Here is a 13,304-nt window from a genome sequence, read left to right as displayed (position 1 = left end):
AAAAAGGAGGAAAGATGGAAAAGTTTATTATAAGCAGGGATGATAGTATTTATGAAGCATTTCCTGATGTTGTTCTATTACCTTCGGGTAAATTGATATGTGTTTTTCTTGAATGTAAACATCATGCAGACAGAAGTTATTCAAGAGTTGTTTATAAAGTAAGTTCAGATAGGGGAAGAACATGGTCAGATAAATTTCATCTTTCTGAAGTTGACTCTGGATGGAACTGTCCGAGAATTTCTCATTTAAGTGATGGAAAAGTTGTTATAATTTGTGATAAAGGAGCAGGAGAAAAGGATATAAAATTGAGAAAACTTTTTATGTGGTACAGTTTGGATGAAGGTAAAACATGGAGTAAAAAAATAGAACTTCCCATACCTGGTTTTGTACCTGATAAACTAAAAGAACTTAAAAATGGAAGATATCTTATTGCTTCACAGAGATATAATGAGAAGGGTTATCTTGAACAGATGGTTTATATTTCTGATGATAGAGGGAAAAAATGGAATGGACAGGTTAAAATTGCATCAAAAGAAGGACTTAATCTATGTGAAGGCAGTATCCTTGAACTTCCTGATGGTAAACTTGTAACTTTTATGAGAGAAAATAGTTTTCTCGGTCTTGATTGTTTTAAAGCGATTTCATATGATAACGGTGAAACATGGGAGGGTCCTTATCCCTTCCCAATTCCAGGATGCCACAGACCTGTAAGTGGATTGTTGAAAAGCGGTTATATTCTTATTACTCATAGATTCTGTCAGGGAGGAAAAGGATGGCTTGGATGGTGGACACAGAATTTTTTTGCAACATTAACAGATATTGAATCTGCACTTTCAAAAGAAAGAAATCAGGCACATACAAGAATAAAACCGATTGATTATGACAGAAGCAAATTTTCTGACACAGGATATTCGGGATGGGTTCAGTTTGAAGATGGTGAAATTTATATAGTTAATTATATTGTTGATGATGCACCTAATGGACATATAAGAGGATATTCCCTTACAGAAAAAGATTTTTTTATCTAAATTAGGGATTAACAATAACTTTAATACTGTCAGGATTTTTACCGGGATATTCAAGCGCATCTTTCACTCTGTCAAGAGGGAAATTTTTACTTATTAACTCCTTAAGATTGATTTTATTTTTACTTATCATTTCAATTGCTCTTTTATATGTGTTTACATATCTGAAAATACCTGAAATTTTTATTTCTTCGTTTGTTACTCTGGAAATATTAAGGTTGACAAAATCTGTTCCCAAGCCAATAAAGACAATCCTTCCACCTCTTTTCACCCAGTTAATTGTCTCTTCCATTAAACCTGAATATCCGGAACATTCAAAAACAACATCTACTTTTTCAGGTAAAAGATTTTTAATTTCTTTTATTTCTGTCTTTTTTGTATCAAATACATATTCAGCACCGAAATTTTTTGCAAATTCAATCCTTTTTTCACTCTTTTCAATTCCATAAACAATCCCACCATATATTTTTGCAGAAAGTAAAGCAAGAAGTCCAACAGGTCCAAGTCCAGATACAATTACTTTTTCACCTGGTTTTAAATTTATTAAATTACAGGCATGAATTCCAACAGAAAATGGCTCAATTAATGTTGCTTCATCAAGAGATAAATTTTCTGGTATTTTATAAACAAAATCTGAAGGATGAACAATATATTCACAGAAAGTACCGTTTACTGGTGGAGTTGCGAAAAATACAACATCAGGACAGAGATTATACCTTCCCTCTTTACAGTAATCACATTTTCTGCAAGGAATACCTGGTTCTATTGCAACTCTATCTCCTTCTTTTAAATTCTTTACATTTTTTCCAACCTTTTCAATTATCCCTGAACTTTCATGTCCTAAAATCAATGGCTCTTTTACTACAAAATCACCAATTCTTCCTTCTTTATAATAATGAACATCTGAACCGCATACACCAACACTTTTAATTCTTATCAAAACATCATCTGAATTTTTAATTTCAGGTTTTTCTATTTCCCTTATTTCAATACTATATGGCTTTGTCAAAAATGCACCTTTCATTTTAACTCTCCTTTTTAAAAAGAATTCTTTCTGCATTTTTATATAAAATTTTTTCTTCAATATCTGATGGAAGTTTAAGTTGTCTGAGTAAATTCAATGTTTCGCCCTGGTCTGTCCATGGAGAATCAGTTCCGAATAAGATATAATCAGGAGGGTGAGACAAAATCATTCTTTTTGCCCTTTCCTTTTCAAGAAATTCAAGAGAAAAAGAAATTTCCATATAAATTTCCTTTCCAATTAAGTATTTTTCAACATTATCCCAGTCCTCCCATGCTCCAAGATGTGTTGTAATAAGTTTTAAGTCAGGGAAATTTTTCTTTACATTCATAATTTTTTCAGGGTCTGCAATTCTTATCCTCTCAAAAGCAAAATCAAAACCGGTATGCAGAACAAGTATCAAACCTTCCTTTGAAATCTTTTCATAAATTTTCATCATTTTTTCTTCATCAACCGTGAATTTCTGATAATATGGATGAAGTTTTATACCTTTAAATCCTTCTTTCTTTATTTCTTCTATCCTTTCAAAAACAAGTGGGTCATCCTGATGAAAAGAAGGAAATGGAATAATTCTTTCAGAGGATATCTCTTTTGACCATTTTAAAATTGAGTTATACTGGGTAATTTTTGTTGCTATTGAACATATAACACTTTTTTCAATTCCATATTTATCCATTGAAAATAAAAGAGATGAAATTTTTCCATCAAGTTTCGCCTTTATTTTTCCCTCTTCTTCAAGCAGAGGTATTGCTTTTTCTGCTACATTATCAGGAAAGGCATGTGTATGTATATCTATTATTTTCATTTCTTTCTCTTTTTCATTTCTTTCATTTCTTCAGTTATTATTATATCTCTTTTTTCTGTTTTCAAATTTTCTGGATTTACAAAAGAAAGCAATACAGGATATCTCTTTTCAACAGGTAGAATATCAAATTTTTTATGTGGCTCTATCTGATACCAGTATGCAGTTGAAGAATAATCATTTGAAGTATGATTTCCATGTCCGTGTTCTATCGTTACCTTTATTGATTTTTTGAAATGAACTGGATTTGTTAAATGAAAAACATAGGATGTCTGGTATCCGCCCTGTAATTTACCATCATAAAGATTATGTCCGAAAACAGAAAGACCTTCAAATATTGAAGAACCATTAAAAAGAAAAGCATTATTTTGCATACCCCATGCCTGATTGAAATAGTCCTCACTTCCAGTTCCATGTAAATCAGGTGGCCATTTGTACCCATCAACCCATATCATATCATCTCCTTCCCCCCACCATGTTCCATGAAAATTTGTAACTGAAATATTACATCCAATATAATGCCCTTTACCTTCTGCTTCAAGAATAACATAATTATTTTTGTATGCAATTTCTTCTTTATTAACAATATCTGCTTCAGGAGTATTTACAGGTATTTCAGGTCCCCACCCAGGAGTTGGATTTTCCCTTCTCCACTGACTGTGTAAATAGGCAATATCTTCTTTCAAATCATCTTCATAAATTTCGTAGTCAATATAGAAATACTGATTATATGCCTGATTTCCTTCATTTGTTATTTCTATTTTTGCATGTTTTCTGAAAGGCATGGGTAGATAACAGTTTAAAGCACATCCAGCACCGAATTTATATGGATTTGCAGTTGAAGCAGTAAAGGGTAAAGAACAGAAAGAATTAACAAGAGAATGCCCAAGGCAGAAAAAATCACCAAGAGGTACAAGAATACTTGGATTTTCTTCTCCATCCCAGTAAAATTTTAAAATTACTTCTCTATATAAAAATAAAGGTCCTCCCTGAGTCATCCAGATATGAGTTATACATCCAGGCCCATCAATTTCTGCAATTGTTTTTGTTTCTCCCGGGGATATTGTCCATGCATCTTTATTTCTTCCTTCCATATCATAACTTGAAATCCTTTTTACCCGTGCATTTTTTATTTTGCATAAATTAAACAATAAATTTCTCATATCCCCTCCTTTTATAATCCTTTAATACTTTTTCAATTATACAACATTTCCTTATTTCTAAAAAATATCCATCTAAAACCCTTAATCGTCAACAATTCTCCAATCCCACCTTAAAGGTGGGATAAGGGAACAATTTATTAATGTGCCTATAAACCTCAATGCATCATCCATCCTTTCAAGCATTTCTTTGTGGTCTTTATCCATCCTCTCCATTCTTTCGTCCATCTTTTCCAGTATCTCTTGTACTCTTTTGTTCCCTTCTTCCATCATCTTTTTTGCTCTTTCATCTTAGGTACTTATTAGTTCATCTGTCCTTCTTCCGAGCACTATGGGTAAAACAATAACAACTACTACATTTAAAAACCCAAGAAAAAACTCAAAAATATCATCACATTTTCCATTTTCTTCCCTTTTCTTTTATCCCATTGGGCAAGTGTCCGACATTCCTCAAAAATAAACTTGATAAAAAGCATATTAAATGAAAAGGTGAAAAGAAAAATCTCTTATAAAAATATAATTTCAAATAGATTTAATTTTGAGGAAATACGTTTTTTGACTTTTATACTCTCTTTAAATTAAAATATAATAAAATCTGTAATTAGTAAAAAAGAAATGAGAGCGCTTATTATCGGAGCAATTTTGTGTTTTATTATAGGAACTGCTGATATTTATAATCTTGTTAAAATTCAAGGTTCTTATATGACACTTGATTTTACAACTGGTTTTGCAATATTTTTTATATTTTTTATTACACTTTTCAATTATCTCTTTAAAAAAATTTTTAAAAAAGAAGGGTTTAAGACAGAAGAACTCATAATTATCTACATTATGATGATTGTTTCCTGTTCAATTCCTACAATGGGACTTACTTTATATCTTGTTCCTTTAATTGCAGGAGTTAAATATTACTCAAATCCTCAAAATGAATGGGATACAATTATTCTTCCTCATCTTAAAAGAAATTTAATAGTTCAAGATGAAAAAGCGATAACATGGTTTTTTGAAGGAATACCAAAAGGAGAGAAATTACCATGGGGGCCATGGATTAAACCGCTTTCTATTTGGATTTTTTTAATTCTTTTTATTTATCTTGCAATGATTTTTATAATGATTATATTGCATAAACAATGGTCAGAAAATGAAAAATTAAACTATCCAATGACAAAAGCACCAATTGAACTTATAAACAGCGAAAATACAAATATTTTTAAAAATGGACTTTTTTGGTTTGGATTTTTAATACCTTTTATATTTGGACTTATAAATGGATTACACTTTTATTTCCCGAATATTCCACCACTTACATTGGTAAGAAATGTCCCAATATTTAGAAAGACATTAAATTTACATTTCAGAATAAGTTTTCCCATGATCGGTTTTACATATCTTGTAAATTTACCACTTGCCTTTTCTTTATGGTTTTTCTGCCTTTTAACAACGATTGAACAGGGTTTTTTTAATATTACAGGGTTTGGAAGTCAAGAATTTTTACCTTATAATGCTGATAGACCCTTACTTGGATGGCAATCTCTTGGTTCTTTGATTGTTATTGTTTTATATGGATTATGGATTTCAAGAAAAAATTTAATAAATATAATAAGAACAAAAGAAGAAGATGAAATTATCTCACCAAAAATTTCGTTTTTCGGTTTAATTTTTTCTCTTTTATTTATTTATTTCTGGCTTTTGTATTCAGGTATTTCACCTTTACCTGCTATTTTATTTATATTTTTTGCCTTTTTAATTTATATAGGAATAACAAGGGTAATATGTGAAGGAGGACTTGCAGCAACAAGAGCACCTGTGATATCACCTGTTATAATAAATTCTTTTCTTGGTTCTACTCGCCTTGGACCCTCCAATCTTATTGGTCTTGGATTAACCTTTGTTTATTCTTCAGATGTTAGAACATTTGTTATGGCTTCAGTTGCAAATGGATTGAAAATGGCTGAAAATATAAAAAAGAAAAAAAGACTTATCTTCTGGGCAATAATAATTTCAATTTTTATTACCCTATTTTCGTCAATATGGGCAACTATAATTCTATGTTATAAATATGGTGGAATAAATGCAAATCAATGGTTTTTTGTAGCGGGACCTCAGTATCCTTTAAAGTATGTTGCAGATAAAATAAAAAATCCCAAAGGTCCTGACTGGCAGTATATTGGATTTACTGGGATAGGCGCTTTCTTTACAGTTTTTTTATTTATAATGAGATTGAGATTTTTAAATTTTCCTTTTCATCCACTCGGTTTTGCTTTTTCCACAATAATGATGACAAATGCTTTATGGTTTTCTATTTTTATTTCCTGGCTTATAAAGGTTTTAATTTTAAGATATGGGGGAGCAAAAATTTATGAAAAATTTAAAGGGTTATTTATTGGTCTTATAATAGGGCAATTTGTTATCAGTGGTTTATTTATTATAGTTGATCTAATTACAGGGAAAACTGGAAATACCCTTTTCTGGGCATAAAATTTGACTATTTTTGAAAAATCAATGAAAAGATTTATAAAGGGGTAAATATGAAAATATGGAGCAGAATTGTAGGAACAATTTATATTTTGATGGGGATATTTTTTGTATTCTGTCTTTTATCTTTTTTTTCAAATGAAAATTTATGCGAAAGTTTTATAAATTTTATAAAAAATAACTTATATAAAGTTGAAATTTTTGCAACTATTGTATTGATTATTGGAATTATCTATGTTGTTAACTGGATTGATTATATTTATAGAACAAAGGCAATTTCTTTTGATAATCCTAGTGGAAAAGTAAGAGTATCTCTAAAAGCAATAAAAGACTCAATAACTACAACAATTCTTAAGGAAATAGATGGGATAAAAACAATTAAGGTTAAAACATTTGTAACTCCGAAAGGGCTTGAAACAAAAATAAATTTAAAACTTTTTTCAAATCTTAATATACCTGATATATGCAGTAATATTCAGGAATTAAAAAAAATTATCTTCAAGACACAATTGGAGTTGAAAGGGTATCAAATATAGAGATTTATGTTTCAAATATGATAAGTGAAATAGAAACACATATGGAAGTTTTGAATTCTCTTTTAAAATTTAATCTTTTTGAAAAACTCATTGAAATCTCTGAGCTTATTGTAAAAAGTTTAAAAAAAGGGAATAAGATTCTTTTATGCGGAAATAGTGGAAGTGCTGCTGACTGTCAACATTTTGCAGGTGAAATGGTGAATAGATATAAAAAGAAAAGAAGGCCATTACCTTTTATTTCTTTAACTACTGATACATCTATCATAACAAGCATAGGAAATGATTATAAATTTGAAGAGATATTTTCAAAACAGGTTATGGCACTTGGTAAAGAAAACGATATTTTAATATGCTTTTCAACATCTGGTGAATCAAAAAATGTCATAGAAGCGGCAAAAGTAGCGAAAAAATTAAAATGAATATTATCTCTTTTACAGGTAAATCTCCAAATATCCTTGAAAAAATCTCTGATTACAATATATCTGTTCCAACCTTACAAACAGAAAGGGTTCAGGAAATACATCTAATAATATATCATCTTTTTTCCTATTTAATTGAGTTAGAATTTTAAAAATGTCTAAAATAAAAAACTTCTCAGAGATTGAAAAGATTTCTAAAAGATTAAAAAAAGAAGGCAAAATTATTGTTTTTACTAATGGATGTTTTGATATTATTCATCCAGGCCATATAAAACTATTAAAAAAAGCAAAATCACTTGGAGATGTTCTTATTGTTGGATTAAATAAAGACAAATCAATAAAAAAAATTAAAGGAGAAAAAAGACCTATAATTGATGAAAAGGAGAGGGCAGAAATTTTATCTTCATTTGAAATGATTAATTATGTTGTTTTATTTGGAGAAAAAACACCAGAAAGATTAATAAAAAAAATACTTCCACATTATATTGTAAAAGGTGGGGATTAAAAAGAAGAAGATGTTGTTGGAAAAGGAATAGTTGAACAATTCTCCAATCCCACTTTAAAAGTGGGATAAGGGAACAACTTTATTCAAATCATACAGACAAATTTCACATAAAGAAGATATTGCTTCATCATCAAGAACTGCCCTTATAATCCCAAGATGCCTATGTGCTCCTCCTCCAATAAACACAAGTTTCATTTTTTCTCCTTAATAAACATCATCTTCCATTATTTTTACATACTTTTTATGTAATGCCCAAAATTGTTAAAAATAATAGAATTGTCAATAAAGGGTATATATTCTCTTAAGTATACACGTTCCATAACCACCTTTATCCTGATATAAAAATTCCCAGCAACTAATTTTTTTTCGTTCTCCTTTTTAAGGGAGAACAATTTCAAAATATTTAAAATAATTAATTGTTAAAAGTCAAATTTTTTTGACAAATTTTTAATTAAATTTAAAATAATCCTGAAAAACAAAGGGGGTAATGGAATTGAAAAAATGGTTTCCTAAAAGAGCGATACATCTTGACTTCCACACGATGCCTGGGGTTTATGATGTCGGTATTGATTTTAACGGTAAAGAATTTGTAAAAACACTGAAAGAAGCGAATGTGGATTATATAACAACTTTTGCAAAATGTAATCTTGGTTTTGCATATTATCCAACAAAAATAGGAATAATCCATCCAGGACTTAAAAAAAGAGACCTTCTTGGAGAAATTATTGAAGAATGTCATAAAGAAGGGATAATGGTTAGTGCTTATTTTAATGTGGGACTTGACCATGAAAATTCAGTAAGGCATAGAGATTGGTGTAAGGTAAATAAAGAAGGTCAGATTGCAGAAATGCAGTATATGGGACATTTTTTCAGAAAGATGTGTCTGAATACAGATTTTAAAGATTATATACTTGGTATGATTGAAGAAGTCATTGATAATTACCCTGTTGATGGAATTTTCCTTGACTGTTTCACTCTTTCTCCTTGCTATGGTGGTGAATGTGTAAGAGAAATGAAAAAATTGAATATTGACCCTTCTGATGAAATAAAGGCAAGGGATTTTTGCTGGATGATTACAGAAAAGTTTATGGAGGAAGTTAAAAAAATTTTAAAAAGGAAAAATAAAGATATTTTTCTTTTTTTCAATGGACTTCCTTACAGGAAACAGCCAACGCATTTAGAACTTGAAGTCCTTCCAACAGGTGGATGGGGATATGATTTTCTTCCATGGATTATAAGATATGCAAGAACACTTAAAAAACCATTTTTCACAATGACAGGAAGATTTCATAAAGGATGGGGTGATTTTGGTGGATTGAGAACATTCCATTCTTTAATGTTTGACCTTTATTATTCAGTTTCAAATGGGGGAACCTGTTCAATTGGAGACCATATGCATCCAAGAGGGAAACTTGAAAAAGAAGTTTATGATTTAATAGGAAAATGTTATTCAGAAATAAAAAAAATTGAAGAATTTACAGAAAATGCAGAAAATATAACAGAGATGGTAATTATTGAACCAAATCTTTCAATGTTTTATGGTTACCATTTTGATTATTCAAGTTTGGCAGGAGCAACAAGAATGCTTTCTGAACTTAAATATCAGTTTGATGTGAGTGATGGGACGGATGATATATCAAAATATAAAATTGTAATTCTTCCTGATAATATTAAAGTTGATAAAAACCTTAGAGAAAAATTGAAAAAACATTTGAAAAAAGGTGGTATTCTAATCAGTTCTGACCTTTCATGTTTTGATTTAGAAAAGAAAAAATTTATATTTGATGATTATAAAATTGAATTTGAAGGAGAGGAAGAAAACAATCCAACTTATTTTGTTGGTGAAAAAGAATTTTCAGATGGAATTCCAGATATGCCTTTAACAATTTATGACCAGGGAATTTCAATAAAGGCAAAAAAGGGAAGTAAAATTATTGCTTATATTTACAAACCGTATTTCAATTATAAATCATGGGATTGGGAACATGAAAATTTATATACTCCACCTGAAAAAAATACAGGAAGACCAGCAATTGTACAGTTTGGAAATATAATCCATTTCAGTTTTCCAGTTTTTAAAAATTATCACAATCACGCCTATATCTATTACAAAAAATTACTGTATAACTGCCTTGAAAAAATTTATCCAGAACCATTGATTAAACATAAAAATATTCCATCATTTGTACAGATAACTTTGGCTTCTCAGAAAAATAAAAATATTATCCATATACTTGCATATATCCCTGAGTTAAGGGGAAAAAGTATGCAGATAATTGAAGAACCATTGATTTTAAAGGATATAGAAATAGGAGTTAAAAATATAGATAAAAAGAAGATTAAAAGAATTTACCTTGTACCCTCAAATGAAGAAATTGAATTTAAAGAAGAAGGTAATTATATATGGTTCAAAATTGAATCAATGGCTGGTTATCAAATGGTTGTAATTGAAAAAATGGATTAATAAAATGAAAGCAGCAATAACTGAAGGAAAAGGAGATGTAAAAATAAAAGAAGTTTCAATACCTGAAATAAATGATTATCAATGTCTATGTAAAACACTTGCCTGTGCTACCTGTACCGGAACAGACCTTAAAATAATTGATGGAAAGATGTTCTGGTGTAAAAACTATCCTGTCATTCTTGGTCATGAGAGTGTTGGAGTTGTCATCAAAAAAGGCAAAAAGGTCAGATATATTAAAGAAGGAGAGATTTTTTTAAGAACGACCTGTGTTTACCCTGGAGAAAAAATTGATTTATACTGGTCAGCGATTGGAGGATTTTCAGAATACGGGAAAATAACGGATATAAAGGCGATGAAGGAAGATAATAAAGAAAAAGAAATAAATCATTATACAGTTTATCAACAGAAAATACCCGAAGAATTAAATATTTCTCCTTTTGATGCAACAATTTTTATAACACTTAAAGAAACAGCAAGTTTTTTATTAAATATTGGCTGTAAATTTGAAAATTCATTGTTAATTCTTGGTTCAGGACCTGTTGGAATGAGTTTGGTTTATTTTTCAAAATTGATTGGATGCTTTCCAGTTATAGTTGCTGGAAGAAATTCAAAAACACTTGAACATATAAAAAAAATAGGAGCAGATTTTATAATAAATACAGAAAATGAAAAAATTGAAAAAGTAAAAGAGATAACAAATGGAAAAGGAGTTGACTTTATTATTGATACCACAGGAAATACAGAATTTGTTTTAAGTGTAATAAATCTTCTTTCAGAAAACGGTAAAATTGCTCCATATGCAAGTTACAGTGAACCATCTCCATTTAAAAAGTATGAGAAAACAGGAAAATTTATTCTAAAAGGACCTTCTGAACCAATAACACATAACTATATTTTAAAACTTACAGAAATGAATATTTTGAAACCATCTCTTTTTTATTCACATATTTTACCATTTGAAGAAATAGAATATGGATTTCAACTAATAAGAAAAAAAGAAGCATTTAAAATTGTTTTTAAAATGGAGGTGTAGAATGAAAATTAAGGCATTAATATATCAAGAAGCAAACAAATTTGAAATATCTGAATTAACACTTGATGAAATGAAAGATGAGGATATAAAAGTTAAAACAATAATTTCTGCAATCTCTCCTGGAACAGAAAGATGGGTTTTAAAAGGGAAACATATAGGAACAAAATTTCCATGTGTTCCTGGATATCACAGAATTGGTATAATTGAGAAAGTTGGGAAAAATGTAAAAAATTTTAAAGAAGGAGATATTGTTTATGGAATTGATAATAGATGGAAAGAAAATATTTATAGAATGTGGGGAGCCCATGTTTCTCATTCTGTAGGGAATTGGAAAAATTACTGGTTCATTTCTTCAAAGATACCTGATAACTTTGAACTTGAAACAATTGTTTTTACTCAACTTTCTGCTGTTGCAACAAGAGGGATAAAAGCACTTGAAGTAAAAAGTAGAGAAAAAATTGCCATAATAGGTGCTGGATTTCTTGGATTATGTGCATGTCAACTCTCAATTTATAGAAATGCAGTACCTATTTTAATAGATAAAGACCCTGAAAGAGTTGAATTCGGAAAAAAGTTTACTCAATTTTCATTTTTAATTGATGATAAAGAGATTGATGAAAAATTAAAAGAGATTGCACCTGAAGGTTTTGACCATTTATATGATACTGTTGGAGACCCAAATACTACAGATAAACTTGTTCAAATTACAAAATTTAGAGGGAAAATTTTACTTCAGGCACAGTATTTTGATAAAGAAAAATGTGCTATTGACCTTGACCAGATAAAAATAAGAGAAATTACTATAAAAACAACAATAGGAATAGATACAATTGATTTTTATGAAACTCTTGACTATATAAAAAAAAGGATTTTAAAAATTTCTGAAATGATAACACACAGATTTACAAGTGAAGAATTGACAAAAGGATTTGAAATTTTAAGGGATGGGAAACCATTTAATCTTGGAATACTTTTCTGGTGGAAATAAACAAAAGGGAAAACTGAATGAAAGGTAATATAAATCTAAAAATGGTTGTTAAAAAAGAAGGTGTAGAACTTTTGTCAAGCAAGTATATGGAAATAATTGAAATATAAAAACAGGGAAAAAAATGAGATATGAAAATATGTTTCCAGAACAAATAAGAGAAGCAATTAAGAAAAATATACCCATAGTTTTGCCTGTTGGAGTTATAGAATATCACAGTGAACATCTATGTATAGGAGTTGATACTCTGCTTGTTTTAAAAGCACTTGAAGAGATAGAAAAAGAAATGGAAATTATAATTTTACCACCTTTTTACTATGGATGTGCAAGTTATGCAGTTGAACCTCCTGAAGGAAATGGGACAATTCATATAAAGCCCGAGGTTATATACAAATTTGCAAAAAATCTATTTGAAAATCTTTTAAGGGTTGGCTTTAGAAATATTTATGTCATTATTCATCATCAAAGTGAAAATTTTATTGCAGGAATGCCAACAGACCTTGCTTTTAAACTTGCTGCAAGAGAAAGTATATTTGAATTTCTTGAAAAAAGATATGGTGAAGGATGGTGGGGAAAAGAAGAGTCACAAAATTATTATATACAACATGAGAAAGGAACTGACCCATTCAGTTGGATAAAGATAATACCTTTTATGGATGAAGAAACACAAAAAAAATATCCAATTGACCATGCTGGAAAACAAGAAACATCTCTGATGATGGTATTCTATCCTTCCGGTGTAAAAATGAAAAAATATAGTAAAGAAAAATGGTACTCAAAAGAAGCAAAAAAAGCAAATAAAGAATACGGTAAAAAGGCAAAAAAAGAAATTATAAAAAGATTGAAAGAGGTTTTAAAATAATCTGTCAAAATGTTCAG

13 protein-coding genes and 1 pseudogene are annotated in these 13,304 nt (G+C 29.5%); 9 read left to right on the top strand and 5 right to left on the bottom strand.

Annotation, left to right across the window (positions count from 1 at the left end; all coding sequences use genetic code 11):
- Window positions 1-14 precede the first annotated feature (14 nt).
- Window positions 15-1,028 (top strand): sialidase family protein, encoded by a 1,014-nt coding sequence (locus PKV21_01730; protein HOM26210.1) that lies wholly within the window; start codon window positions 15-17, stop codon window positions 1,026-1,028.
- A 1-nt stretch (window position 1,029) separates the two neighbouring features.
- On the opposite strand, the gene PKV21_01725 is transcribed toward PKV21_01730, so the two are convergent.
- From PKV21_01725 to PKV21_01710, 4 genes are all read right to left on the bottom strand, one after another.
- Window positions 1,030-2,049, bottom strand: coding sequence for an NAD(P)-dependent alcohol dehydrogenase (locus PKV21_01725; protein HOM26209.1), 1,020 nt, complete (start codon window positions 2,047-2,049; stop codon window positions 1,030-1,032).
- Between the two features lies 1 nt (window position 2,050).
- The gene (locus PKV21_01720) at window positions 2,051-2,851 is read right to left on the bottom strand and encodes an amidohydrolase family protein (GenBank protein HOM26208.1); all 801 of its coding nucleotides are present in this window, start codon (window positions 2,849-2,851) and stop codon (window positions 2,051-2,053) included.
- Window positions 2,848-4,011, bottom strand: coding sequence for a DUF2961 domain-containing protein (locus tag PKV21_01715; GenBank protein HOM26207.1), 1,164 nt, complete (start codon window positions 4,009-4,011; stop codon window positions 2,848-2,850). Before PKV21_01715 ends, PKV21_01720 begins: the two co-directional genes overlap by 4 nt.
- A gap of 81 nt (window positions 4,012-4,092) precedes the next feature.
- A complete protein-coding gene (locus PKV21_01710; GenBank protein HOM26206.1) occupies window positions 4,093-4,281 on the bottom strand; it encodes a hypothetical protein in 189 nt (62 codons plus the stop codon).
- Window positions 4,282-4,623: 342 nt separating this feature from the next.
- On the opposite strand from PKV21_01710, the gene PKV21_01705 reads away from it, so the two are divergent.
- The 4 genes and pseudogenes from PKV21_01705 (at window position 4,624) to PKV21_01690 (ending at window position 7,940) form a co-directional block, all read left to right on the top strand.
- Entirely contained in the window at window positions 4,624-6,486 is a 1,863-nt protein-coding gene (locus PKV21_01705; GenBank protein HOM26205.1) for a hypothetical protein, read from the top strand.
- Window positions 6,487-6,536: 50 nt separating this feature from the next.
- On the top strand, window positions 6,537-7,019 hold the full coding sequence (gene amaP, locus PKV21_01700) for an alkaline shock response membrane anchor protein AmaP (protein HOM26204.1): 483 nt from the start codon (window positions 6,537-6,539) through the stop codon (window positions 7,017-7,019).
- Window positions 7,020-7,036: 17 nt separating this feature from the next.
- Window positions 7,037-7,438 (top strand): SIS domain-containing protein, encoded by a 402-nt coding sequence (locus PKV21_01695; protein HOM26203.1) that lies wholly within the window; start codon window positions 7,037-7,039, stop codon window positions 7,436-7,438.
- 214 nt (window positions 7,439-7,652) lie between these two features.
- A pseudogene (locus PKV21_01690) lies at window positions 7,653-7,940 on the top strand (adenylyltransferase/cytidyltransferase family protein).
- Window positions 7,941-7,997: 57 nt separating this feature from the next.
- Here PKV21_01690 and PKV21_01685 read toward each other — a convergent pair.
- Window positions 7,998-8,138, bottom strand: coding sequence for a hypothetical protein (locus tag PKV21_01685; GenBank protein ID HOM26202.1), 141 nt, complete (start codon window positions 8,136-8,138; stop codon window positions 7,998-8,000).
- A gap of 298 nt (window positions 8,139-8,436) precedes the next feature.
- On the opposite strand from PKV21_01685, the gene PKV21_01680 reads away from it, so the two are divergent.
- The 4 genes from PKV21_01680 to PKV21_01665 all read left to right on the top strand — a co-directional run bounded on the left by PKV21_01680 (window position 8,437) and on the right by PKV21_01665 (window position 13,287).
- Window positions 8,437-10,407, top strand: a complete 1,971-nt coding sequence (locus PKV21_01680) for a family 10 glycosylhydrolase (GenBank protein ID HOM26201.1) — start codon at window positions 8,437-8,439, stop codon at window positions 10,405-10,407.
- Window positions 10,408-10,411: 4 nt separating this feature from the next.
- Window positions 10,412-11,440 carry a zinc-binding dehydrogenase gene (locus PKV21_01675; protein HOM26200.1) on the top strand — a complete coding sequence of 343 codons (1,029 nt, stop codon included), beginning with the start codon at window positions 10,412-10,414 and terminating at the stop codon, window positions 11,438-11,440.
- 1 nt (window position 11,441) lies between these two features.
- Complete coding sequence (locus PKV21_01670) at window positions 11,442-12,428, top strand: zinc-binding dehydrogenase (GenBank protein ID HOM26199.1); 987 nt, start codon at window positions 11,442-11,444, stop codon at window positions 12,426-12,428.
- 121 nt (window positions 12,429-12,549) lie between these two features.
- A complete protein-coding gene (locus PKV21_01665; protein ID HOM26198.1) occupies window positions 12,550-13,287 on the top strand; it encodes a creatininase family protein in 738 nt (245 codons plus the stop codon).
- Window positions 13,288-13,304 lie beyond the last annotated feature (17 nt).

The sequence above is a fragment of the bacterium genome (genome assembly GCA_035371905.1).
GTDB lineage: Bacteria > Ratteibacteria > UBA8468 > B48-G9 > JAFGKM01 > JAMWDI01.
The sequence above is the reverse complement of the archived record's forward strand: the minus strand, read 5'-3'. Positions and strand labels throughout refer to the sequence as shown.

Coding starts and splice junctions, on each gene's coding strand:
- PKV21_01710 (HOM26206.1), bottom strand. CDS start 4,281: ATGATGGAAGAAGGGAACAAAAGAGTACAAGAGATACTGGAAAAGATG.
- PKV21_01705 (HOM26205.1), top strand. CDS start 4,624: ATGAGAGCGCTTATTATCGGAGCAATTTTGTGTTTTATTATAGGAACT.
- PKV21_01695 (HOM26203.1), top strand. CDS start 7,037: ATGATAAGTGAAATAGAAACACATATGGAAGTTTTGAATTCTCTTTTA.
- PKV21_01675 (HOM26200.1), top strand. CDS start 10,412: ATGAAAGCAGCAATAACTGAAGGAAAAGGAGATGTAAAAATAAAAGAA.
- amaP (HOM26204.1), top strand. CDS start 6,537: ATGAAAATATGGAGCAGAATTGTAGGAACAATTTATATTTTGATGGGG.
- PKV21_01725 (HOM26209.1), bottom strand. CDS start 2,049: ATGAAAGGTGCATTTTTGACAAAGCCATATAGTATTGAAATAAGGGAA.
- PKV21_01665 (HOM26198.1), top strand. CDS start 12,550: ATGAGATATGAAAATATGTTTCCAGAACAAATAAGAGAAGCAATTAAG.
- PKV21_01685 (HOM26202.1), bottom strand. CDS start 8,138: ATGAAACTTGTGTTTATTGGAGGAGGAGCACATAGGCATCTTGGGATT.
- PKV21_01730 (HOM26210.1), top strand. CDS start 15: ATGGAAAAGTTTATTATAAGCAGGGATGATAGTATTTATGAAGCATTT.
- PKV21_01720 (HOM26208.1), bottom strand. CDS start 2,851: ATGAAAATAATAGATATACATACACATGCCTTTCCTGATAATGTAGCA.
- PKV21_01715 (HOM26207.1), bottom strand. CDS start 4,011: ATGAGAAATTTATTGTTTAATTTATGCAAAATAAAAAATGCACGGGTA.
- PKV21_01670 (HOM26199.1), top strand. CDS start 11,442: ATGAAAATTAAGGCATTAATATATCAAGAAGCAAACAAATTTGAAATA.